Below are 21868 nucleotides of genomic sequence, written 5' to 3' on the forward strand. Positions count from 1 at the left end.
GAGAACGAAAATGACAGTCCACCTGAAATCGATCATCGGACACAAGGCCAAGGCGGGCCTTGCCGCACTCGCCCTGGCGCTGTCCTCGACGGTCGCTCTCGCCGCCGACAAGCTGCAATACTTCACCTGGTCGGGCTATGAATTGCCCGACTTCAACAAGAGCTTCCTCACCGCGCATCCGGACGGCGTCGAGGCCTCGATCTTCGGCGACGACGACGATGCCTTCACCAAGGTCAAGGCCGGCTTCCGACCCGACATCGCGCACCCCTGCTACGACAAGGTGGCGCGCTGGAACAAGGAAGGCCTGCTGCAGCCGATCGACACCAAGCGCATCAAGAACTGGGATTCGATCTTCCCGGTGTTCAAGAACCTGCCCGACCTGCAGGCCGGTGACGGCAAGGTATGGATGGTGCCGTGGGACTGGGGCAACACCTCGATCCTCTACCGCACAGATCTTGTGAAGAACCCCGAGGCAAGCTGGAACCTTCTGTGGGATAAGCAATATGCCGGCCGCATGGCGACCATCGACGCCGTGCATGACACGCCGATCGTCGCCGCCCTTCTGGCCGGTGTGAACCCCTTCGACATGACGCCGGACCAGATGGACAAGGTAGCGGCGAAATTGCGCGAGCAGCGTCCGCTGCTGTCGAGCTACACCACCGACATGACTTCGGTCGAGCAGGCGCTGGCAAGCGGCCAGCTGGTTGCCGCGATGACCTGGAACGCGTCCGCCACCTCGCTCAAAAAGCAGGGCGTGCCGGTCGAGTTCATGAAGCCGAAGGAAGGCATGCTGACCTGGGCCTGCGGCTTCGTCATGCTGAAGGACGCCAAGAATGTCGATCTCGCCTATGACTTTATCAACAGCCGGCTCGACGCCGACTCGGGCAAGTTCCTGATCCAGTCCTATGGCTATGGCAGCTCGCTCTCGACCGCCTTCGCCGGCGTGTCGAAGGACGAGCTGGAGAAACTGCAATTGCCGGCGGATCCGGACGTGATGCTGAAGAGCACCATCTTCACCGGGCCGATGAAGCAGAATGACGATGTGGCGAAGATGTTCGAAAAGGTAAAAGCCGGCGGCTGAGCGCTCTTGCCTTCTCCCCTTGTGGGGTGAGAAGCGGTCCGCGTTAGCGGACGAAAAGCCAATTGCTTGGCTTTTCGAGCTTCGAACGCCCTGAGCCTGCGAAGGGCCGGGCAGTGGCCGCGCAGCTGCCGGATGAGGGGTGTTCCAGGGAAAGCCGACGTCTCACTCCGCTGGAACACCCCTCATCCGTCTCGGCGCTATCGCGCCGATCCACCTTCTCCCACAAAGGGAGGAGGGAAGGACAACGAGGATCAACGGATGGACATTGTGGACGGAGCGGCCAAACGGCCGAAGGACGAAGCCGATGTGCGGGTCGGCCGGCGCGTGCGGGCGCTCAGGCTCGAGCGCAAGCTTTCGCTGGCCGAGCTTGCGGCAAAAGCCGGCATCTCCATCGGCGCGCTCAGCCAGATCGAACGCGGCATGTCCTCGCTGCGCGTCAAGGTGATCTGGCCGCTGGCAGCGGCGCTCAACATCGAACCTTCGGCGCTGATCGCCGACGGCAACGAGGCGGTCAACGACCTCTATTGCGTGCGGGCCGACAAACGGCGCTCGATTCCCGTGAAATCCGAAGGCATCGGCAAGGCGTTGCTGTCGCCGCCCGCCGCGACACTCACCGGCATGCTGGTAACGGTCGAGGCAGGCGGCGGCACGGCGGAAGCCTACGCCCATGCCGGCCACGAATTCGGCTTCGTGATGACGGGCGAGGTCGAACTGGTGGTGGATGCCACGACCTATGTGCTGAAAGCCGGCGACAGCTTCGCCTTCAAGAGCACGCTGCTGCATGCCTTCCGCAATCCCGGCGCCGAGCGCTGCCAGATCCTGTGGGTCAACACCACCAAGCCGTCCGAGGTGCGCGATGGCGCCTGATGCGCTCGTTCGACTGCAGAAAGTCTCCAAGGTCTTTCCCGGTGGCATTGTCGGTCTGGAAGCGGTCGATCTGGATATCGCCCCCGGCGAATTCCTGACCCTGCTCGGTCCGTCCGGTTGCGGCAAGACGACAAGCCTGCGCGTCATCGCCGGCTTCGAGAGTCCGACCAACGGCAATGTCCTGCTCGAAGGGCGCGACATCACCGGGCTCAGGCCCTTCGATCGGCCAGTGAACACCGTTTTCCAGGACTATGCGTTGTTCCCGCATATGGATGTCGCGGCCAATGTCGGCTTCGGCCTGTCGCTGCGCAAGCTCACCAGTGCCGAGCAGGCCAAGCGGGTTCGCGAGGCGCTCGACATGGTCGGGCTCGCCGACAAGCTGCGCGCCCGCGTCTCCGAACTCTCCGGCGGCCAGCGCCAGCGCGTCGCGTTGGCCCGCGCCATCGTCTGCGAACCGCGCGTGCTCTTGCTCGACGAGCCGCTGTCGGCGCTCGATGCGCATCTGCGCGAGCAGATGCAGGTCGAGCTGAAGCGGCTGCAGTCGCGGCTCGGCACCACCTTCGTCATGGTCACCCACGACCAGACGGAGGCGCTTTCGATCTCGGACCGCATCGTCGTCATGAACAAGGGCCGCATCGAGCAGATCGCGCCGCCGGCAACGCTTTACGACCGTCCGGCGACGCGGTTCGTCGCGTCCTTCATCGGCACGATGAACCTTCTGCAGTCACGCTTTGTCGGCCGCGACGGCGAGCGCCTGCGCTTTGCCGCCGGCGAGCTGCCGCTGGAGGCTACCTCGGATAGCGGCGAGACGCCGGCCGCCGGCGACACACGCACCATCGGCGTGCGCCCCGAAGATCTTCTGGCTGCCGGCGAAGCCGCCGAAGGAACCGCGCCGGCGCGGGTAACCGGCATCGTTTTCCACGGCCGCACGCTGCGCCTTCATGCCGAGCTCGGGCAGGGGATTCCGATCGTCATCGATGCCCCGCGACGTGCCGACGGCTCTCAATTCAGCATCGGCGACGTGGCGCATATCAGCCTGCGGCCTGGCGCCAACTGCCCGATGCTCGCGAGCTGATACTGCAGCTGGATCACGACGCCTTGGCGAAAAATCCCTGATAATCGGACTTGGCCTGCAGCAGGCGCAGGATGTTTTCGCGCGAGCCGCGCACATGCGCACGAGCCCGCTCGCCGGCCAATGCGACATCGCCGGCGCAGATCGCGTCGACGATGCCGGCATGCTCCTCGCGGGTGAGCTTCCACTCGTCCAGCCACAGAAGCTCGGTCCAGACATATTGCTGGCATTTGTCGAGGATGCCGCAAAGCATTCCATGCAGCATTTCGTTGCCGCTGATTTCGGCGATCACCCGGTGCAGGTCGATGCCGACCTGAAGCTCCTCGAATTTCTCCCTGGTGCTGCGATCCGGGATCGCCGCGAGCCTTTCGCATTCGGCAAGCATCTCGCGCAGCTTCGCCTTGTCGGCGGCGGTTGCGTTGGCCGCCGCCAGTTCAGTCGCGCGTCCGTCGAGCAATTCGCGGATGTCGAAAGCCTCGCGGAACATGGTCAGGTTGAACTCGGTCACAACATAGCCTTGACGCGGACGGCCGATCACCAGCCCGTCGCGCTCCAGCCGGTTGAAGGCCTCGCGCACCGGCGTGCGGCTCACCTTCAGGCGCTCGGCGATCTCGTTTTCCGTTACGCGGCTGCCCGGCGGGATCTGGCCGGTGATGATCATCGCCTTCAGCGCCTCGAAGACGGAGTCGCGCAGCGTGTTTTTCCGTTCCTTTTTCAAACGTCCCGCCTCCAACGGCCCATTGCAGAATCGCAGTCTAGAGCCTTTTAGCCCTTGCTTGAAATACGGCCGCCCGCGTGGATCGGCGACGCAGCCCCGCTTGCCTCCGCGAAAAGTGTTCCTCGGGTGACGACCCGTGTTGACATCGCCTTGCCGTAAGTTACACTCAAAATTGTATACAAATTCGCATACCAAATCAACGATAATGGGAACACCGGTTGGAGAAGCGAAAATGACGAAGAGACTTTGTATTCATGGCCTCGCCGGCCTGCTCGCCTCGGTCGCCGTTCCGGCGTCGGCCGCCGACACCATCACCGTCGCCTCATGGGGCGGCACCTATCAGGAGGCGCAGACCAAGGCCTTCTTCGATCCGACGGCCAAGGATCTCGGCATCACCATCAAGCAGGACACCACCAACGGCCTCGACGACGTGCGCCTGCAGGTCACCGGTAATGCCGTCAAATGGGACATCACCGAGCTCGGCGCCGATGAATGCGCGCGGGGGTCCAAGGAAGGCCTGTTCGAGAAGCTCGACTACAGCGTCATCGACAAGAGCGGCATCAACCCGAAGCTCGTCCATGACGATTGGGTCGGCATCTCCTACACCTCCGTCGTGCTGATCTACCGTACCGATGTTTTCGGCGACAAGGGCCCGAAGACCTGGGCCGATTTCTGGAACGTCGAAAAGTTCCCGGGCCGCCGCGCGCTCTCCGGCAGCCAGGCGACGGAAACGCTGAGTGTAGCCGCGCTTGCCAACGGTATTCCGATCGACAAGGTTTATCCGGTCGACATCGACGGCGCCTTGCAATCCGTCGACAAGGTCAAGGGCCATATCGATGCCTGGTGGACCTCCGGCGCGCAGGCTATGCAACTAGTCAAGGATGGCGAGGTCGATATGGCGAGCATCTGGAACGGCCGCGCCGGGACCTTGAAGAAGCAGGGCGCGCCTGTCAGCTTCTCCTTCGACCAGGGCGTTCTCACCGCCGACTGCATGGTCATCCCGAAGGGCTCGAAGAACAAGGACATCGCCATGAAGGCGCTGGCCAAGTTCGTCAGCCCGGATCTCCAGGCCAACCTGCCGCTCTATGTCGACAACGGCCCCGCCAATGAGAAGGCTTTCGAGACCGGCAAGATCCCGCAGGATCGCATCAAGGACATCAATTCCGCGCCGGAGAACGTCAAGAAGCAGGTGCTGCAGGATCCGGCGTTCTGGCGCGATACCCTCGTCGAGGCGACCGAGAAGTTCAACAACCTGATCCAGCAATAGCGACCGTGTCGGAGCGGCGTCCGCGAGGCGCCGCTCCGCATATTTCGCCGACAACGATCCGGAGTTGAAGGAGATGCTCTTGTCTCTCGCTCAGTCCGCGCTTCCCATCGGCATCAGCGGTATCGAGAAGCGCTTCGGCGGCGTGTCGGTGCTGCACGATCTCGGCCTCGATGTCGCGGCGGGCGAATTCCTGACGCTGCTCGGACCGTCCGGCTCGGGAAAGACGACGCTGCTGATGATCCTGGCCGGCTTCGTGCGGGCCAATGCCGGCTCCATCAAGGTCGGCGGCGAGGAGATCATCACCATGCCGCCGCACAAGCGCAACATCGGCATGGTGTTCCAGAACTATGCGCTGTTCCCGCATATGAATGTCTTCCACAACATCGCCTTTCCGCTGAGGCAGCGGCGCGTGTCGGCAGCGGAAACGGCCGAGCGTGTCGAGAGGGCCTTGGACCTTGTGCAGTTGAAAGGCCTCGGCGAGCGCCGTGTCGATCAGCTCTCCGGTGGCCAGCGCCAGCGTGTGGCTTTAGCCCGCGCCATCGTCTTCGAGCCGCGCATCGTTTTGATGGACGAGCCTTTATCGGCGCTCGACAAGAGCCTGCGCGAGCATATGCAGATCGAGTTGCGCAACCTGCACCGCCGGCTCGGTATGACGACCGTCTACGTCACGCACGACCAGCGCGAGGCCATCACCATGTCGGACCGCATTGCCGTCATGAATACCGGGTGCGTCGAGCAGATCGATCAGCCGGAGGTTCTTTACGCCAGGCCGCAAACGAAGTTCGTTGCCGGCTTCATCGGCGAGTCCAGCTTCATTCCCGTCGAATGCCGCAATGGCAGCGTCTGGTACGAGGACAGGAAGCTCCGCATGGCGGCAGCGGCACCGTCCGCCGGCCGGCATCTGATGGTCGTGCGACCGGAAAAGCTGAGCCTGATCGCTGGCGAACACACGGACGACGTCAACGCGCTGCCGGCAACGGTCGGCGATGTCATCTATCAGGGCGACAGTTTCGTCTGCTATGCGACGCTCAAGGATGGGCGGCAGGTGACTCTGCGCGACTATTGCCGCTCCGATGTGCTGGCGAAGCTGCCGGCGCCGGGCGAACCGATAACGCTCGGCATCGATGCGCGGGATGTCGTGCTGGTGGCGGATCAATGAGCATCGGATCCGCCAGCCTCGATCATGCCCGCAGGCCCGATCGCACGCTCAATGCCGATGCGCTGGCCGCCGACGCGCGGCGGGAATCGCGCGGCCTGCTGGCGCTTTTGTCGCCTGGGCTGCTTCTGGTCTTTGCCGTCATCATCGTGCCGATCGGCTGGCTGTTCTGGCTTTCGCTGTTCGACGAAACCGGTCAGCTCAGTGTCGCCAACTATGCGCGCTTCTTCGAGCAGGCCTCCTACATCAAGACCTTCGTCACCACCTTCAAGGTAGCCTTCATCGTCACCAGCGCCTGCGTACTGTTCGGCTACCCGCTGGCCTATATGCTGTCGCAACTGCCGCGCCGCGCGGCCTCGATCTGCCTGATCTTCGTCATCCTGCCGTTCTGGACCTCGGTGCTGGTGCGCACCTATGCCTGGCTGGTCATCTTGCAGCGCAAGGGGCTGGTCAACAGCTGGCTGATCGACCTCGGCGTCATCAGTCAGCCGCTGCCGCTTGCCAACAATTTCGCCGGCGTCGTCATCGGCATGACCCATATCATGCTGCCCTTCCTGGTGCTACCGCTCTACGCCTCGATGAAGACCATCGATGTCGACTGCCTGCGCGCCGGCATGAATCTCGGCGCCAGCCCGGCCGCCACCTTCCGGCAGATCTTCTTCCCGCTGTCGCTGCCGGGCCTCGCCTCGGGCGTGGTCATCGTCTTCGTGCTCTGCCTTGGCTTCTTCGTCACCCCGGCGCTGATGGGCGGCGGCAAGGTCATCATGTGGGCGATGCGCATGGAGCAGACCACCAGCCTCTATTCCAACTGGGGCGCGGGCGCCGCGCTCGGCGTCGTGCTGCTTGGCGTCACGCTGGCGCTGCTCGGCTTCTTCCAGTGGCTGCTCGGCGCCCGCGCCACGGGCGTATGGAGCCAGCGATGAGCATGGAAAATGCCTTGCCCATCTCGCATCGGCAACGCCTCTGGCTCTATGCGCTCGGCGGGCTCGTCATGCTGTTCCTGATCGCCCCGTCGGCGATCATCGTCATCATGTCCTTTTCCGGCTCGACGCTGCTGCAGTTCCCCCCGCAGGAATGGTCGCTGCGCTGGTATGAAAGCTATTTCGGCTCGGTCGAATGGCGCGACGCCACCATCGTGTCGGTCAAGGTGGCGGTGATGACGGCGGTCGTAGCAACGCTGCTCGGCACCGGCGCGGCCTACGCCATCAACGCCCGCACGCTGCGGCTGACCGGCGCCGTCAACGCGCTGCTCACCGCATCGCTGATCATCCCGGTCATCCTGATCGGCATCGGCACCTTTTTCCTCTATGCCCGCATCGGCCTCAACAACACGCTGACCGGCCTCGTCATCGCGCATACCGTGCAGGCGCTGCCGCTGGTCGTGCTGACCGTCCTTTCGGGGCTGCGCTCCTACGACATGAACCAGGAGAAGGTCGCGCGCAGCCTCGGCGCCGGCCGCTTCTCCGCCTTCTTCCAGGTGACGATGCCGCAGATCCGCTTCTCGATTGTCTCGGGTGCGCTGTTTGCCTTCATCACCTCCTTCGACGAGGTGGTGGTGTCGCTGTTCATCTCGGGCGGCGAGACCACGACGCTGACGCGCCGCATGTTCAGTGCGCTGCGCGATCAGATCGACCCGACGATCGCCGCCATTTCGACTTGCCTGATCGTGTTGTCGATCGTCTTGTTGTCCGCCGCCCAGCTTTTCGGCCGCGGACGTTGATTCAGGGATACCAGACCAGCATGCGTGATTTCCAGTTCCCCGGCCGCTCGCCGGTCCGTGCCACCGAGGCGATGGCCGCGACCTCCCATCCGCTCGCCACTTTAGCCGCCATCGACATGCTGCGCTCCGGCGGCAACGCCATGGACGCTGCCGTCTGTGCGGCCGCGGTGCAGGCGGTGGTCGAGCCGCAGTCGACCGGCATCGGCGGCGACTGTTTTGTCCTCTATTGCCCGAAAGGGCAGGGCGAGGTGATCGCCTTCAATGGCTCGGGCCGCGCGCCGGGGGCTGCGACCGTCGACTGGTATCTGGACAAGGGTTTCGACGAACTCCCCAAACAGGGCCCGCACGCAGTCACCATTCCCGGCGCCGTCGATGCCTGGTGCCGGCTGTTGGAGGATCATGGCCGCAAGGGTATCGCCGACGCGCTCGCTCCGGCCATCCGCTATGCGCAAGACGGCTATGTCGTGCACGACCGCGTCGCCTTCGACTGGGAGGATCCGGAAACCGACCTGTCGGCCGACGAGGTGGCGACGCGCATCTTCCTGCCGGGTGGCAAGTCGCCGAAGGCGGGTGACATCCACCGCCAGCCGGAACTCGCGGAGACCATGCGCGTCATCGCCAGGAAAGGTCGAGCCGGTTTCTATGAAGGCGCTGTGGCTGAGGACATCGTTGGACGGCTTCGTGCGCTTGGCGGCCTGCACACGCTCGACGATTTCGCCGCTACGAAGGGCGACTACCGGACCGCGGTCAGCACCTCTTATCGTGGGTTCGACATCCACCAGATGCCGCCCAACAACCAAGGCCTGACCGCGCTTCTGATGCTGAACGTGCTGTCGGGCTATGAACTGGGAAAGCTCGATCCCGACGGCGCCGCGCGTCTGCACTTCGAGATCGAGGCGGGCCGGCTCGCTTATCAGGACCGCGACGCGTTTTTCGCCGATCAGGACCATGTCGACGTGCCGGTCAAGGCGCTGCTTTCCGGCGCATATGCCGACCGGCTGCGCGCCGCGATCGATCCAGAGCGCGCCATGAGCGATCTGCCGCGCCTCGACCTGCCGGGCAGCGACACGGTCTATATCAGCGTCGTCGACCGCGACCGCAACGCGGTGAGCTTCATCAACTCGACCTATTATTCCTTCGGCAGCGGCGTTGTCGGCCCGAAGTCCGGGGTCGTGCTGCAGAACCGTGGTTCCAGTTTCCGCCTCGATCCAAAGCACCCGAACGCAATAGCCCCCGGCAAGCGGCCGATGCATACGATCATGCCGGGCATGATGACGAGGAACGGCCGCGCGGTGATGCCGTTCGGCGTCATGGGCGGCGGCTACCAGCCTTTCGGCCATGTGCATCTTTTGACCAACATGATCGACTTCGGCATGGACCCGCAGCAGGCGATCGATGCCGCGCGCGTCTTTTACAATCACGACGTCGTCGAGGCCGAGCGGAGCGTACGCGCCGAGACGATCGAAGGCCTCCGCCGGCGTGGCCACCAGGTGGTGGAACCGGATCATCCGCTGGGCGGTGGGCAGGCGGTGCTGATCGATTGGGAAAAGGGCACGCTGACCGGCGCTTCCGATCCGCGCAAGGACGGCCTGGCGCTCGGATATTGAGCAGCGCTGGACATCGGCCGATCGTTCGAAACATAGTCTGGAACCATGACAAACAGCCAAAACGCCACCGATCTCGCCCATCGCCTTGCGCCCGGCGCCGAAGACGCGCCGGCCATTGCCGCGCCCGAACGGACAGCCCTATCGCATGGCGGGTTGCGCCGCCTGATCCGCGATACCGTGGCGCGGCTCAATGCGCTCGGCATCGGCCGTGGCGATCGCGTCGCCATCGTGCTCCCGAACGGCCCGGAGATGGCGACGGCTTTCGTCGCCGTGGCTGCCGCCGCGTCCACGGCGCCACTCAATCCAGCCTATCGCGCAGACGAGCTCGATTTCTATCTGAGCGACATCGGCGTCAAGGCGATCCTTGTCGGCAAGGACGAGCAGGGGCCGTCGGTCGAAGTTGCCGAACGCCTAGGCATCCCTGTGCTTCGTCTGGTCGTGCCGGAGGGTGCGCCGGCCGGTGTCTTCAGGATCGAGGGCGACCCGGTCGGGTCACCGGCCTCGTCTGGATTGGCCGAGGACGGTGATGTTGCGCTCCTTCTTCACACCTCGGGCACCACCTCGCGCCCAAAGCTGGTACCGCTTAGCCACGCCAACCTTGCAGCGTCGGCAGCGCATATCGGCGCGACGCTCGGCCTGACGACGTCGGACCGCTGCCTCAACATCATGCCGTTGTTCCACATCCATGGCCTGATCGCGGCGGTGCTGTCCTCGCTCGCCACCGGCGGCAGCGTTTTCTGCACGCCGGGCTTCAACGCTCTGCGTTTCTTCCAGTGGCTCTCCGAAGCGAAGCCCAGCTGGTATACGGCGGTGCCCACCATGCACCAGGCGATCCTGCCGCGCGCCGCCCGCAATCCCGAGCAGCTCGCCGAGGCGAAGCTGCGCTTCATCCGATCGTCGTCAGCTTCGCTTCCGGCGCAGGTGATGGCGGAGCTCGAGGGGACCTTCGGCTGTCCGGTCATCGAATCCTACGGCATGACCGAGGCTGCGCATCAGATGGCGTCCAACCGTTTGCCGCCTGGACAGCGCAAGCCGGGCAGCGTCGGCGCATCGGCCGGCCCGGAAGTGGCGGTCATGGCGCCGGACGGGCGGTTGCTCAAATCCGGCGAGATCGGCGAGATCGTCATTCGCGGACCGAACGTCACCGCCGGCTATGAGAAGAATCCCGACGCCAATGCCAGCGCCTTCGCCCATGGCTGGTTCCACACCGGCGACCAGGGCGTGCTCGACGAAGACAACTATCTGCGCGTCACCGGCCGGCTGAAGGAGATCATCAATCGCGGCGGCGAAAAGATCTCGCCGCTCGAGGTCGACGGCGTGCTGATGGATCATCCGGCGGTGGCGCAGGTCGTCACCTTCGCCATGCCGCATGACAAGCTCGGCGAGGAGGTCGCGGCGGCCGTCGTGCTGCGCGAAGGCCAGAACGCCAGCGAGGCCGACATCCGCGGGTTTGCCGCGACGCGGCTCGCCGATTTCAAGGTTCCGCGCAAGGTGGTGATCCTCGACGAGATTCCGAAGGGCGCGACCGGCAAATTGCAGCGCATCGGGCTCGCGGCCAAGCTCGGGCTCGGCTGATGCGCATCACTGTCTTCGGCGCCGGCGCCATCGGCGGCTACCTCGCCGCCAAGCTCGCGATCGCCGGCTCTGTCGATCTGTCGATCGTGGCGCGCGGCGCGCATCTCGACGCGATCAAGGCCGATGGCCTTCGCCTGATCGAGGACGGCAAGGAAACGGTGACTTCGGTGAAGGCGGCGGCGCGCGCCGAGGAACTCGGCGTGCAGGACTATGTCGTGCTGGCGCTGAAGGCGCATTCGCTGGCGCCGGCGCTGGGCGAGATCGCGCCGCTGCTGGGTGAGGGGACAGCGGTCGTCACCATGCAGAACGGCGTGCCCTGGTGGTATTTCCACAAGGCTGGCGGCGCGCTCGAAGGCACGCGGCTGAGCGCCGTCGATCCCGGCGGAACGATCTGGCAGCGTATCGGACCGGAGCGCGTCATCGGCTCCGTCGTCTATCCGGCGGTCGAGGTCGATGCGCCCGGCCTCATCCGCCATGTCGAGGGCACGCGCTTTTCGCTGGGAGAACCTTCGGGCGAGAAGAGCGAGCGAGCCGCCGCGCTTGCCCGCGAACTGGTCAAGGCCGGCCTGCAGGCGCCGGTCCGCGAGGACATACGCTCGGAGATCTGGGTGAAGCTTTGGGGCAACCTCTCCTTCAACCCGATCTCGGCGCTGACCGGCAGCACGCTTGCGGCGATCGTCGCCGACGAAGGCACACGCGCCGTCGCCCGCGCCATGATGCTGGAAGCGCAGGCGATCGGCGAAAGCCTCGGCGTGCGTTTCCTCATTCCCGTTGAGAAGCGCATCAAGGGCGCCGGCGATGTGGGCGAGCACAAGACCTCGATGCTGCAGGACCTCGAACGCGGCCGCCCGATGGAGATCGACGCGCTGGTGAGCGCCGTGCAGGAGCTCGGCCGGCTTACCGGCCAGCCGACGCCCACCATCGACAGCGTGCTGGCGCTGGTGCGGCTGCTTGCGGTCGAGCGCGGGTGCTATGCCTATTCTGTCATGTGAGCATCTCAAATCATCCTTATCGTCAGCGCCATCCTGACACGAATTGTCACCTGCGGAGCGAGGCCCCAGTGGCAGCCGGGCAATCGCTCCCTACTTGATGTCTGGTCCAAACCGGGAGGAAGTCATGACCACTGCCGAACTAGCCAAGGATTTCACGGAACTCCTCAAGCGGGGCGACAACCACAGCGCTGCCGCGAAATACAATGCCGACGACATCGTCAGCTACGAGGCCATGGAAGGGCCGATGGCCGTTTGCAACGGCAAGGAAGCCATCAAGCAGAAGGGCGAGTGGTGGGAAGCGAACCACGAGGTCCATGGCGGCTCGGTCGAAGGCCCCTATGTCAATGGCGACCAGTTCGCATTGCGCTTCAGCTTCGACATAACGCCCAAGTCGACCGGAGAACGCGTCAAAATGGACGAGGTCGGCCTCTACACAGTCAAGAACGGCAAGATCAGCGAAGAGCGCTTCTATTATTGAGGCTTGCCGGCCTTCGGCGCGTCACTGCCCTCGAAGTATGATTTGAAATCCAGGCATGGCGGCCCAGCATAATGCCCTGGCCGCCATCCGATCCATCTTAGATCGTCTTCACATAATCCGCGAGCTGATCAGCCACCGTGCCCCAGCCGTCGAAGAAACCCATCTCCTCGTGGCTGTTGCGTGTCGCCTCATCGCGGTGGATGGCGGTGGCGGTGTAGCGCGTGCCCTTGCCTTCGGGCGTCAGCGCGATGATTGCGGTGATGAAGGGTTCGCCGGACGGCCGGTAGCCCGGCAGCAGCGCGTCGGTCCACACCAGTCGCTCGTTCGGCGCGATCTCGAGATAGCAGCAATGACGGTCGCTCACCTCTTTGCCGTCGGGCGACTGCATGCGCGTGCGGAACAGGCCGCCGGGCCTGAGGTCGATCTCGCAGTCGGTGATGATCCAGGGTTTTGGCGTGAACCACTGCTTGACATGCTCCGGCGTCGTCCATGCGCGCCATAGCAATTCGCGCGGCGCATCGAGAAAGCGCTCCAGCGTCAGGTCCAGTTTCGGGTTGGGCTTGAACGGATAGCTCACTTTTCATTCTCCTTGAGGCTCATCACATAGGCGTCGAACTGGTCGAGGCGGCGCTCCCACAGCGCGCGCTGTTCGACGAGCCAGTTTTCCGCAAGCTGCAGCGGCTGGGGCGATAGCCGGTAGGTCCTGACGCGGCCGGCTTTCTCCGACTGCACTAGGCCACAGCCTTCCAGCACCCTCAGGTGCTCGACGAAGGAAGGCAGTGCCATCTCGAATGGTTCGGCCAACTCACTGACCGAGGCCGGGCTTCTGTTCAGCCGCTCCACCACACGCCTGCGGGTCGGATCGGCAAGCGCGCGGAAGATGCCGTCGATCGGCGGCAGGCTTTGGCTGACGGTCTCAAGGCTGATCATTGGCCGTTGCTCCTGGGTTCGAATAATACTTAGGAAAATACCTTAGTAATTGCAAGGGCCAAATCCATGCCGGTGCGAAGCGTGCGGGGCAGGCCCCTAAACCAAAGAGATAGGGCATGGTGTCGCCCGAAAACCGCTTCACACTTTTCGGCGTCATGCTCTAGGCTTCGGCCGGATTCGCAACCCCATCCGACGAGGCCTGCCTTGACGACCACCATGTACGGCATCACCACCTGCGACACGATCAGGAAGGCGCGCGTCTGGCTGGAGAGCCATGACGTGCCGTATCGTTTTCATGACTACCGGGCCGAGGGGATCGAGGCGGAGAAGCTGAACGGCTGGGTCGGCAAGGTCGGTTGGGAAAAGCTGCTCAACAAGGGCAGCACGACGTTTCGCGAGCTGCCGGAGAAGGACAAGGAAGCGCTCGACGAGAAGAAGGCGAAGAAGCTGATGCTCGCCAAGCCGACGATGATCAAGCGCCCGGTGCTGGAGGTCGGCGACAGGGTTCTCGTTGGGTTCAAGCCGGAGGTTTACGAGGAGGCGGTCGACGGAAGGTAGTGTCCAGCAGAGACCTTTCTACGCCGCGTTCCTTCGCGCCCCCCTCTTTCCTGCCGGACATCTCCCCCTCAAGGGGCGAGATTAGCAGCTTCGGCGCTCTGTTCATTCCTGGACGTTCGCGATTGGCGAAAGCCGGCCCGACAGCCAATCTCCCCCCAAGAGGGGGAGATGTCCGGCAGGACAGAGGGGGGCGCTGTCCCGCCGACGTCTCAACGCTTACCCATGGGCTCGCAAATACTCCGCCAGCGCCACCGCATTGTTGTGCGCCTCGTCATGGGCGCCGTAGAGCAGGGTCACCTTGCTTTCGCGCGACAGGCCACGCAGTTGCGCCACCGCTTCCTTGTTTGAGTCGAGCTCGGTCCGATACCGTTTCTGAAACTCCGCCCACCGCTCCGGATCATGCCCGAACCATTTGCGCAGTTCGTCGCTCGGCGCGATCTCCTTCAGCCACAGCGTCAGTTCGGCGTCCTTCTTGGCGACGCCGCGCGGCCAGATGCGGTCGACCAGCACCCGCTGTCCGTCGGCTTTCGCCGGCGCCTCGTAGACACGTTTCACCGCGATGTCGAAGGCCATAACACCTCCGGGGCCAAGCAATTCCGGGAAAAGTGTGCAGCGGGTCTCCACCCGGAATTGCGTAAAATAAAGTTCCTCAGGCCCACTCGCCCTTGCGCATCACCGGCATGCGGCTGCCGTCCTTGGCGACGCCGTCGATGTCGATCTTGCCCGAGCCGATCATCCAGTCGATGTGGATGAAACTCTTGTTGCCGCCGCGCTGCGCGATCTCGTCCTGGCTGAGCGAAGCGCCGTTGACGAAGCACTTCGAATAGCACTGTCCCAGCGCGATGTGGCAGGCGGCGTTCTCGTCGAACAGCGTGTTGAAGAACAAGAGCCCACTCTTCGAGATCGGCGAGGAATGCGGCACCAGCGCCACTTCGCCGAGACGGCGCGCGCCCTCGTCGGTATCGAGTACCTTCTTCAGCACGTCCTCGCCCTTCGACGCCTTGGCCTCGACGATACGCCCGCCCTCGAAGCGGACGGAAATCTCGTCGATCAGCGTGCCCTGGTAGGAGAGCGGCTTGGTCGAGGAGACATGACCCTCGACACGGCGTGCATGCGGCGTGGTGAAGACTTCCTCGGTCGGGATGTTCGGGTTGCAGGTGATGCCGTTCTTCGCTGTCGAGGCGCCGCCCATCCATTCATGGCCTTCCGCCAGCCCAACCGTCAGGTCGGTGCCCGGCCCGGTGAAATGCAGCGCGTGGAAATTATGCCCGTTCAGCCATTTCGTGCGCTCGGCGAGCGCTGCGTTGTGCGCCTTCCAGTTGCCGATCGGGTCCTCGACATCGACGCGCGAGGCCGCGAAGATGGCGTCGGCGAGCTTCGCCACCGCGACATCGTCGGGCTCGCCCGGAAACACTTGGCGAGCCCAGGCAAGGTCGGGATAGGCGACGATGTTCCAGTTGATGTCGAAGCCGGTGATCTTCTCCAGCGCCGGCTGGTAGGCCATCGAGTTCGCCTTGTTGGCGCGCGCCACCTTGGCCGGATCCTGCGAGGAGAGAAGCGACGGATCCTCGCCGCGCACCGCAAGCCGCGCGGCATTGTTTGAGAAGGCTTTCGCCATGCCTTCGTAGAGCCAGCCGGCGGCGCGGTCGAAGCCGGCATCGGCGCCATGGCGGAAGCGCGCCAGCGTGATCTCGTCGTCGTTGAAGATCGGCGTCACCAGCCCGGCGCCCGCCTTGTAGGCGTGCTCGACGATGCGCCGTGTCAGCGGCAGCGCCGCGATCGACGAGGTTAGCACCAGATCCTGTCCGGGCTGCAGTTGCAGCCCGACCTTGATGGCGACTTCCGCCAGCCTGTCGAGCTTCACCGGGTCGATGGTTGCCGAGACGCCGCGTGAATGTGTGGTCATGATCCTGCCTGCCATTTGTTGGGGTCCGGTTTCTTACATAGACCGGTGAGCCTGGCCTTTCCACCGCGATCGACTTGGCCTGCTTTATCGACTGGGCCTGCTTTCAAGCATGATCCCGAACCGGAGGACCGCGTCAGCGAAAAGTGCGCAGCGGTTTTCGAAAAAGATCATGCTCAAACAAGCCTGATCCCGAAGAACAAACTTTATGCGGCGCTGTCCAGCGCGCGGAACTGCGCCATCGTCGCCTCGATCTCCTCGCGGATCCAGGCCTTGAAGTCGCGCACCTTGCGGCTTTCGCTTTTGGTGGCCGAGGTCACCAGCCAGTAGCCCAGCCCGCTCTCGGCGCGCACGCCGAAGGGCGCGACCAGCCGGCCGTCGGCCAGCGCGTCGGCGGTGAGCAACTGCCAGGCGAGCATGACGCCGTGGCCGGCGATCGCCGATTCCAGGCAAAGCATCGGATCGGTGAAGCGCGCGCCTTTCTGGAAGGTGACCGGCTTGACGCCGGCCGCCTCGAACCAGCTCTCCCAGCTGAACATCGCCCGCTCGTCTGTGATAGTGCAGGTCTGCGCCAGATCGCCGATCGATTTCAGCCTGGCCGCGATCGAGGGCGCGCAGACCGGAAACACTTCCTGGGCAAGCAAAAGCTCGGCGTGCCCGCCCGGCCATTTGCCGTCGCCGAGCCGGATGGCGATATCGATGTCGGACCGGTCGAGATCGGCGACCCTGGCCGAGGCGTCGATGCGCAGCAGCACGTTCGGATGGCGCGCGAAGTGCCGCGACAGCCTGGGCAGCAGCCATTTCGAAGCGAAGGCCGGCGCCACCGAGACAACCAGCGTGCACTCGTTGGCCTCGTCGGCCAGCGCCACCGCCTGCGCGAGCTCGCGGAAGCCGGCGCTCAGCCGCGTCGTGAAGGCTGTGCCGAATTCCGTTGGCACGAGACCGCCCGGCGTGCGTTCGAACAGCGCCTGTCCCAGCTGCCTTTCCGTGCGCTTGACCTGCTGGCTGACGGCGCTGACGGAGACATTGAGCTCGGCCGCCGCTCCCGCCAGCGCTCCCAGGCGGGCGACGGTTTCCACGGCGCGCAGGCCGTTGAGATGGACTCGGTTCAGCATAGCCATACAGTTTTTCTAAAGTGCGCGGACCGAAATCTCAATTGAAACCCGACAGGAAAAGGCAGAATTTAGCCGGAATAGCCTTGAGCCAGGAGATTGTCCGATGAAGATTTTATCTTTGCTTAAAGGGCTTTCCGGCGCCGAGGCGAGGCCGCGCGACGACGGCGAGATCGCCCGCTGGGTCACCGATCCGCTGTCGCATCCCGTGCTCGACACCATGTCGGAGCGCGAGCTTGGCGATATGCCGTTCCGGCTGACGGCCGACCGCACGGCGTACGAAACGGGCTGCCGCTGAAGGCGACCTAAAACCGGGCGACCTGGCATTACTGGCCCAACGCAAACGCATTGTTTCGCTAGCGCACACACTTATTGTGCGCTGCAATGAACACCGCCTCGCCATCTCCCTTGCGCCTCGCCATTGCCGGCATGGCGGCGCTTGCAGTCGCAATGGGCATCGGCCGCTTCGTCTACACGCCGATCCTGCCCGGCATGATGGAGGAACTGCACCTGACACCGGCCGATGCCGGGTGGATCGCCTCCGCCAACTATCTTGGCTACCTCGTCGGCGCGCTTGCCGCGGCCGGTGGCTGGGCGCACGGCCGCGAGCGCATGCTGATGTTCGCCGGCCTCGCCGCCAGCGCCGTGCTCGCGGGTCTCATGGGGCTCAACGAGACGATGGCTGCCTTCCTCGTCATCCGCTTCCTCGCCGGCCTCGCCAGCGCCTTCGTCATGGTGTTCATGGCCTCGATCGTCTTCAGCCATCTGATAGTGGCTGGCCGCGGCGATTTGCAGGCGCTGCACTTCGGTGGCGTTGGCCTTGGCATAGCCGCGTCCTCCGCGCTCCTGGCGGTCCTCGTCTCGGAACATGCCGGCTGGGCCGCCGGCTGGCTTTGGTCCGGAGCGCTTTCGGCGGTTGGCCTGCTCATCGTCGCGCTGCTCGCCGGCTCGACGGCACCAGCCAATGGCGTTGACGGGCGCGAACCGGCGCTGCCGAAGGACAGGTCCCTGGTGAAGATGATCGTCGCCTACGGGCTGTTCGGCTTCGGCTATGTGGTGACGGCCACCTTCCTGGTCGCCATCGTGCGCCAGGGCGGCGGCGGGCGCGTCTTCGAAGCCACCGTCTGGATGATCGCCGGCCTTGCCGGCCTCCCCTCGACCTGGTTCTGGCAGAAGCTTGCCGGCCGGATCGGGCTCTATGCCGCTTACGCCCTGACCTGCCTGATCGAGGTGGTCGGCGTCACCGCCAGCGTCGTCGTCAAGGGCGCCGCCGGACCGCTGATCGCTGGTGTCCTGCTCGGCGGCACCTTCATCGCTATCACTGCGCTTGGTCTCCAGGCGGCGTGGCAGCTTGCACCGCAGGCGCCGCGCCGCATCTTCGCGGTTATGACGGCGGCCTTCGGCCTCGGCCAGATCATCGGCCCGATCGCCGCCGGCCTGCTGGCCCAGGCCTCGGGCAATTATGTGCTTGCCTCGATCATGGCGGCAGTCGCGCTATTGCTCTCCGGCGGCATTGCCTGGTCGGCCGCGCCAAAATCGCCATGATTTGCGGCCTTGTTCGGTAACCGGGCATTGGGCTGGCATTTTCTTTCCCGCTAATGTGTGAGCCAATGCCCGCCGAACAGCAACGCCGCCGATTCGCGGTCAGACCGAGGAATCCACCACAGTGTTCGTATCCTTCTTCCCGCAGCCGAAGCTGTTTTTCACGTCGGCCGCTGTCTGGAGCCTTGCCGGAATCCTGTTCTGGTTTTTTGGCGGCGAACAGTTGGGCGCTTTGATCGGCTTACCTCCTGCCGCAGCAGGAATTCCCCCTGTGCTTGGTATACCTATCTTGTGGACCAAACCATTTCTCTGGTTTTATATCTATTTCGGTTTTCTAGTAGCTGTTTTCTATATCTTTTGGCGGTTTTATTCACCGCATCCCTGGCATAATTGGTCGATACTTGGATCTGTGCTTATTTTGTTCTCGACTTATCTCAATGTGCAGATTTATGTCGCACTAAATAACTGGCGAGGACCGTTTTTTGATCTCTTCCAGAAAGCGATTACGACGCCAGGTTCGGTGACGGCTGGTGAACTCTATTCGATGTTCTCGATCTACGCTTGGATTGGCGCAACAGGGATGGCCTTGTTCGTCATCACCAGGTTCTTCGTCAGTCACTATATCTTCCGCTGGCGCACGGCCATGAATGATTACTACATGGCCTACTGGCATAGATTGCGGCACATCGAAGGCGCCTCGCAGCGCGTGCAAGATGACACCATGCGGTTTTCCACTACCATGGAGAACCTTGGCGTCTCGCTCGTCGACTCTGTGATGACGTTGATTGCCTTTCTGCCGTTGCTCGCCCAGCTCTCCAGTCATGTGAAGGTCCTGCCGCTCGTTGGCGAAATTCCCTATTCTCTGGTTATCGCCGCGGTCAGCTGGTCGATCTTCGGGACGGTTATTCTCATGATAGCTGGCGTGAAGCTGCCGGGGCTGGAATTCAAGAACCAGCGCGTTGAGGCCGCCTATCGCAAGGAGTTGGTCTACGGCGAGGATGATGCAGCGCGGGCGACTCCGCCTACGGTTGCTCAACTTTTCTCCCATGTCCGGCGCAACTATTTCACGCTCTACTTCCACTACGCCTACTTCAATGTCGTGCGCTCTGGTTACCTACAGGCAGACGCCATCTTCTCTAGCGTGATCCTCATTCCCACCATTGCTGCCGGGACAATCACGCTTGGCATATGGCAGCAAGTGTCCACCGCCTTCGGCCAAGTCAGTTCGTCGTTTCAATATCTGGTCAATGCATGGCCGACGATCGTCGAACTGATCTCCATCCAGAAACGCCTGCGCGCTTTCGAGGCGACACTCGAAGGCGCGCCGTTGCCGGCAATAGACAGAGATTATCTGGCGCGCGAGCAGGCTGGCGTGTCGCCGGAAGATCAGCCGGCAACATGATTGGAATGGGGTGGCTAGCCCCCTAGGTTTGGCACGGGCCCATGAGCGCGAGAGACATAGTCGCGAAAACTGATGCACTCGACGTCGGCCTTCACGCAAACCTCGCCGGCGAAGCGCTCCAGCGCGTTCCAGTAGGCGCCGTCGTTCATCAGCGTGAAGTGGAAGCCGAGCTCCAGCGGCAGGCGCTTGCCGTTGTACTCAGCATCGAAGGCGGCGTGGAACGCCTGATAGGCGCGCTCGGTGAATTCATTCGCCATGGCCGGTTTCTCATAACCGCCCGAGTGGCGGACATAGAGATTGTAATCCATGGCGACCACCGGTTTCGCCTTCGGTCCCTCCGGGATAAGCGGCAGGGCGAAGTGGGTTATGCCGTTCCGGGTCGGCGGCAAGGCAGGGCCGTTCGAAACGCCGCTCGCGTCATATTGGAAGCCGGCCTTGGGCAGCGCCTCGTAAAGCGCGGCGTCGGTCGAAAGATAGGGCGCGCGAAACCCGACCAGCGCATGATGGGCGAAATCGTGCCAGTCGGCCGGTTCCGGGATGCCGTTGATCGCATAGGCGTTTTCGAAGATGCGCCGGACGGAGCTGAACTCGGCCAGCCAGTCGGCCTTGCTCCACGCCTTGCCGTCGAAATGGCCGCAGGCATGGCTGCCGATGTCGTGGCCCTCGGCAGCCGCCAGCCGGACCTGCTCCAGTCGGTCGGCCACGTCCTGTTTCGAGGCGGCGAAGCCGACGTTCGATTTGCCGATGGCCTTGCCGGGGCCCGCATAGTTCTGCCGCGTTTCCGGCGAGAGCAGGAAGACGCAGGACAGGAAATAGGTGAAATGCGCGCCCGTGCGCTTTGCCAGCGCGCGGCTGCGTTCCCACTGTGAGATCTCGCGCGCGGCGTCGAACGAGATCAGCACGATCTGCCTGGATCCGGCGGGCGAAACGGTTGGCGGTTTCGGCGGATCGGCAAAGGCCGCATTGGCGCAGGCAACCGAGGCGAGACTGAACGCAAGGACGCGGTACGAACGAAGCATTGGCAACCTTCCGGCAGCAACCTCGACGGCTGATTGCAAGCCGGCTATCGCCCAAATGTGGCGCCGATGCGTCCCGGCAGCCCCGAGGCTCCATGGGGCTGTCCCGCCGATTTTCCAGCCAGCCCCCTTCCATGCCGACAAAATTTCGCTAAAACGCGGGCTCAAGAAGCGGCCCCTCCGGGGCTGCAATGGTTTTGTGATTGATGTCGGACGACAGTTTTATCCGCGAAGTCAACGAAGAGATGCGTCGCGAGCAGGCGCAGAAGCTGTGGGACCGTTTTGGCCCGGCCGTGCTTGGTCTGGCGATCCTGATCGTGCTGGGGACCGCCGCCGTCGTTGGCTACCGCTATTGGGACGAGACCCGCGCCAACCGTTCGGGCGACGCCTTTTCGGCGGCGTTGAAGCTCGCCAATGACGGCAAGAACGACGAGGCGATCGCCGCGCTCGACCAGCTGGAAAAGGACGGCTACGGCGCCTATCCGCTGCTCGCCCGCATGCGCGCCGCCACCGTCAAGGCCGACAAGGGCGACGTCGACGGCGCGGTCAAGGATTTCGACGAGGTCGCCGCCGACAACGCCATTCCAGCCGGCATCCGCGACATCGCGCGGCTGCGGGCAGCGCTGCTGCTCGTCGACCACGGCTCCTTCGCCGATGTCTCCAGCCGCATCGAGGCACTTACCGCCGACACCAATCCGCTGCGCCACTCGGCGCGCGAGGCGCTCGGCCTTGCCGCCTGGAAGGATGGCAAGTCGGCCGACGCACTCAAACTGTTCGACCAGATCTCTTCGGATGACGGCGCCCCGCGCAATGTGCGCCAGCGGGCGCAGCTGATGTCCGAGCTGATCCGCGGGTCGGGCAACGCATCGTGA

The 21868-nt window shown here is 63.8% G+C and carries 23 protein-coding genes; 16 read left to right on the forward strand and 7 right to left on the reverse strand.

Going from position 1 to position 21868, the window contains the following annotated elements:
* The first annotated feature begins 10 nt into the window (after window positions 1-10).
* The 3 genes from RFM68_RS07465 (at window position 11) to RFM68_RS07475 (ending at window position 3023) form a co-directional block, all read left to right on the forward strand.
* Window positions 11-1081: an ABC transporter substrate-binding protein gene (locus RFM68_RS07465; RefSeq protein WP_320232064.1), complete on the forward strand. Its 1071-nt coding sequence runs from the start codon at window positions 11-13 to the stop codon at window positions 1079-1081.
* A gap of 258 nt (window positions 1082-1339) precedes the next feature.
* On the forward strand, window positions 1340-1948 hold the full coding sequence (locus tag RFM68_RS07470) for a cupin domain-containing protein (RefSeq protein ID WP_320232065.1): 609 nt from the start codon (window positions 1340-1342) through the stop codon (window positions 1946-1948).
* The gene (locus tag RFM68_RS07475) at window positions 1938-3023 is read left to right on the forward strand and encodes an ABC transporter ATP-binding protein (protein ID WP_320232066.1); all 1086 of its coding nucleotides are present in this window, start codon (window positions 1938-1940) and stop codon (window positions 3021-3023) included. Before RFM68_RS07470 ends, RFM68_RS07475 begins: the two co-directional genes overlap by 11 nt.
* A gap of 13 nt (window positions 3024-3036) precedes the next feature.
* Here the strand turns inward: RFM68_RS07475 and RFM68_RS07480 are convergent, their stop codons facing one another.
* The gene (locus tag RFM68_RS07480; RefSeq protein ID WP_320232067.1) at window positions 3037-3738 is read right to left on the reverse strand and encodes a GntR family transcriptional regulator; all 702 of its coding nucleotides are present in this window, start codon (window positions 3736-3738) and stop codon (window positions 3037-3039) included.
* A gap of 232 nt (window positions 3739-3970) precedes the next feature.
* On the opposite strand from RFM68_RS07480, the gene RFM68_RS07485 reads away from it, so the two are divergent.
* The 8 genes from RFM68_RS07485 to RFM68_RS07520 all read left to right on the forward strand — a co-directional run bounded on the left by RFM68_RS07485 (window position 3971) and on the right by RFM68_RS07520 (window position 12533).
* Window positions 3971-5005, forward strand: coding sequence for an ABC transporter substrate-binding protein (locus RFM68_RS07485; protein ID WP_320232068.1), 1035 nt, complete (start codon window positions 3971-3973; stop codon window positions 5003-5005).
* A 79-nt stretch (window positions 5006-5084) separates the two neighbouring features.
* Window positions 5085-6164: an ABC transporter ATP-binding protein gene (locus RFM68_RS07490; protein WP_320232069.1), complete on the forward strand. Its 1080-nt coding sequence runs from the start codon at window positions 5085-5087 to the stop codon at window positions 6162-6164.
* The gene (locus RFM68_RS07495) at window positions 6161-7084 is read left to right on the forward strand and encodes an ABC transporter permease (RefSeq protein WP_320232070.1); all 924 of its coding nucleotides are present in this window, start codon (window positions 6161-6163) and stop codon (window positions 7082-7084) included. The genes RFM68_RS07490 and RFM68_RS07495 overlap by 4 nt, the downstream gene beginning before the upstream one ends.
* Entirely contained in the window at window positions 7081-7881 is an 801-nt protein-coding gene (locus tag RFM68_RS07500) for an ABC transporter permease (protein WP_320232071.1), read from the forward strand. The genes RFM68_RS07495 and RFM68_RS07500 overlap by 4 nt, the downstream gene beginning before the upstream one ends.
* Before the next feature lie 20 nt (window positions 7882-7901).
* The gene (gene ggt / locus RFM68_RS07505; RefSeq protein WP_320232072.1) at window positions 7902-9488 is read left to right on the forward strand and encodes a gamma-glutamyltransferase; all 1587 of its coding nucleotides are present in this window, start codon (window positions 7902-7904) and stop codon (window positions 9486-9488) included.
* 45 nt (window positions 9489-9533) lie between these two features.
* Window positions 9534-11063: an acyl--CoA ligase gene (locus RFM68_RS07510; protein WP_320232073.1), complete on the forward strand. Its 1530-nt coding sequence runs from the start codon at window positions 9534-9536 to the stop codon at window positions 11061-11063.
* The gene (locus tag RFM68_RS07515; RefSeq protein ID WP_320232074.1) at window positions 11063-12055 is read left to right on the forward strand and encodes a 2-dehydropantoate 2-reductase; all 993 of its coding nucleotides are present in this window, start codon (window positions 11063-11065) and stop codon (window positions 12053-12055) included. The genes RFM68_RS07510 and RFM68_RS07515 overlap by 1 nt, the downstream gene beginning before the upstream one ends.
* Before the next feature lie 124 nt (window positions 12056-12179).
* Complete coding sequence (locus tag RFM68_RS07520; protein WP_320232075.1) at window positions 12180-12533, forward strand: SnoaL-like domain-containing protein; 354 nt, start codon at window positions 12180-12182, stop codon at window positions 12531-12533.
* Window positions 12534-12630: 97 nt separating this feature from the next.
* Here RFM68_RS07520 and RFM68_RS07525 read toward each other — a convergent pair whose 3' ends face one another.
* Together RFM68_RS07525 and RFM68_RS07530 are read right to left on the reverse strand one after the other, a co-directional pair.
* Window positions 12631-13110: an SRPBCC family protein gene (locus tag RFM68_RS07525; RefSeq protein WP_320232076.1), complete on the reverse strand. Its 480-nt coding sequence runs from the start codon at window positions 13108-13110 to the stop codon at window positions 12631-12633.
* The gene (locus tag RFM68_RS07530; protein ID WP_320232077.1) at window positions 13107-13463 is read right to left on the reverse strand and encodes an ArsR/SmtB family transcription factor; all 357 of its coding nucleotides are present in this window, start codon (window positions 13461-13463) and stop codon (window positions 13107-13109) included. Before RFM68_RS07530 ends, RFM68_RS07525 begins: the two co-directional genes overlap by 4 nt.
* A 204-nt stretch (window positions 13464-13667) precedes the next feature.
* Between RFM68_RS07530 and RFM68_RS07535 the strand changes: the two genes are divergently transcribed.
* Window positions 13668-14021, forward strand: a complete 354-nt coding sequence (locus RFM68_RS07535; RefSeq protein ID WP_320232078.1) for an ArsC family reductase — start codon at window positions 13668-13670, stop codon at window positions 14019-14021.
* A 216-nt stretch (window positions 14022-14237) separates the two neighbouring features.
* Here the strand turns inward: RFM68_RS07535 and RFM68_RS07540 are convergent, their stop codons facing one another.
* The 3 genes from RFM68_RS07540 to RFM68_RS07550 form a co-directional block, all read right to left on the reverse strand.
* The gene (locus RFM68_RS07540; protein WP_320232079.1) at window positions 14238-14594 is read right to left on the reverse strand and encodes a DUF488 domain-containing protein; all 357 of its coding nucleotides are present in this window, start codon (window positions 14592-14594) and stop codon (window positions 14238-14240) included.
* 76 nt (window positions 14595-14670) lie between these two features.
* On the reverse strand, window positions 14671-15927 hold the full coding sequence (locus RFM68_RS07545; protein WP_320232080.1) for an aminopeptidase: 1257 nt from the start codon (window positions 15925-15927) through the stop codon (window positions 14671-14673).
* A 203-nt stretch (window positions 15928-16130) separates the two neighbouring features.
* Window positions 16131-17045: a LysR substrate-binding domain-containing protein gene (locus RFM68_RS07550; protein ID WP_320232081.1), complete on the reverse strand. Its 915-nt coding sequence runs from the start codon at window positions 17043-17045 to the stop codon at window positions 16131-16133.
* Window positions 17046-17142: 97 nt separating this feature from the next.
* Between RFM68_RS07550 and RFM68_RS07555 the strand changes: the two genes are divergently transcribed.
* The 3 genes from RFM68_RS07555 to sbmA all read left to right on the forward strand — a co-directional run bounded on the left by RFM68_RS07555 (window position 17143) and on the right by sbmA (window position 19980).
* Window positions 17143-17334: a hypothetical protein gene (locus RFM68_RS07555; protein WP_320232082.1), complete on the forward strand. Its 192-nt coding sequence runs from the start codon at window positions 17143-17145 to the stop codon at window positions 17332-17334.
* 86 nt (window positions 17335-17420) lie between these two features.
* A complete protein-coding gene (locus RFM68_RS07560; RefSeq protein ID WP_320232083.1) occupies window positions 17421-18581 on the forward strand; it encodes a YbfB/YjiJ family MFS transporter in 1161 nt (386 codons plus the stop codon).
* 121 nt (window positions 18582-18702) lie between these two features.
* Window positions 18703-19980: a peptide antibiotic transporter SbmA gene (sbmA, locus tag RFM68_RS07565; RefSeq protein WP_320232084.1), complete on the forward strand. Its 1278-nt coding sequence runs from the start codon at window positions 18703-18705 to the stop codon at window positions 19978-19980.
* A 14-nt stretch (window positions 19981-19994) separates the two neighbouring features.
* Here the strand turns inward: sbmA and RFM68_RS07570 are convergent, their stop codons facing one another.
* Window positions 19995-20999 carry a polysaccharide deacetylase family protein gene (locus RFM68_RS07570; protein WP_320232085.1) on the reverse strand — a complete coding sequence of 335 codons (1005 nt, stop codon included), beginning with the start codon at window positions 20997-20999 and terminating at the stop codon, window positions 19995-19997.
* A 203-nt stretch (window positions 21000-21202) separates the two neighbouring features.
* Between RFM68_RS07570 and RFM68_RS07575 the strand changes: the two genes are divergently transcribed.
* Window positions 21203-21868, forward strand: a complete 666-nt coding sequence (locus RFM68_RS07575; RefSeq protein WP_320232086.1) for a tetratricopeptide repeat protein — start codon at window positions 21203-21205, stop codon at window positions 21866-21868.

This window comes from Mesorhizobium montanum, assembly GCF_033977145.1.
In the GTDB taxonomy this organism is placed as follows: Bacteria; Pseudomonadota; Alphaproteobacteria; order Rhizobiales; family Rhizobiaceae; genus Mesorhizobium; species Mesorhizobium montanum.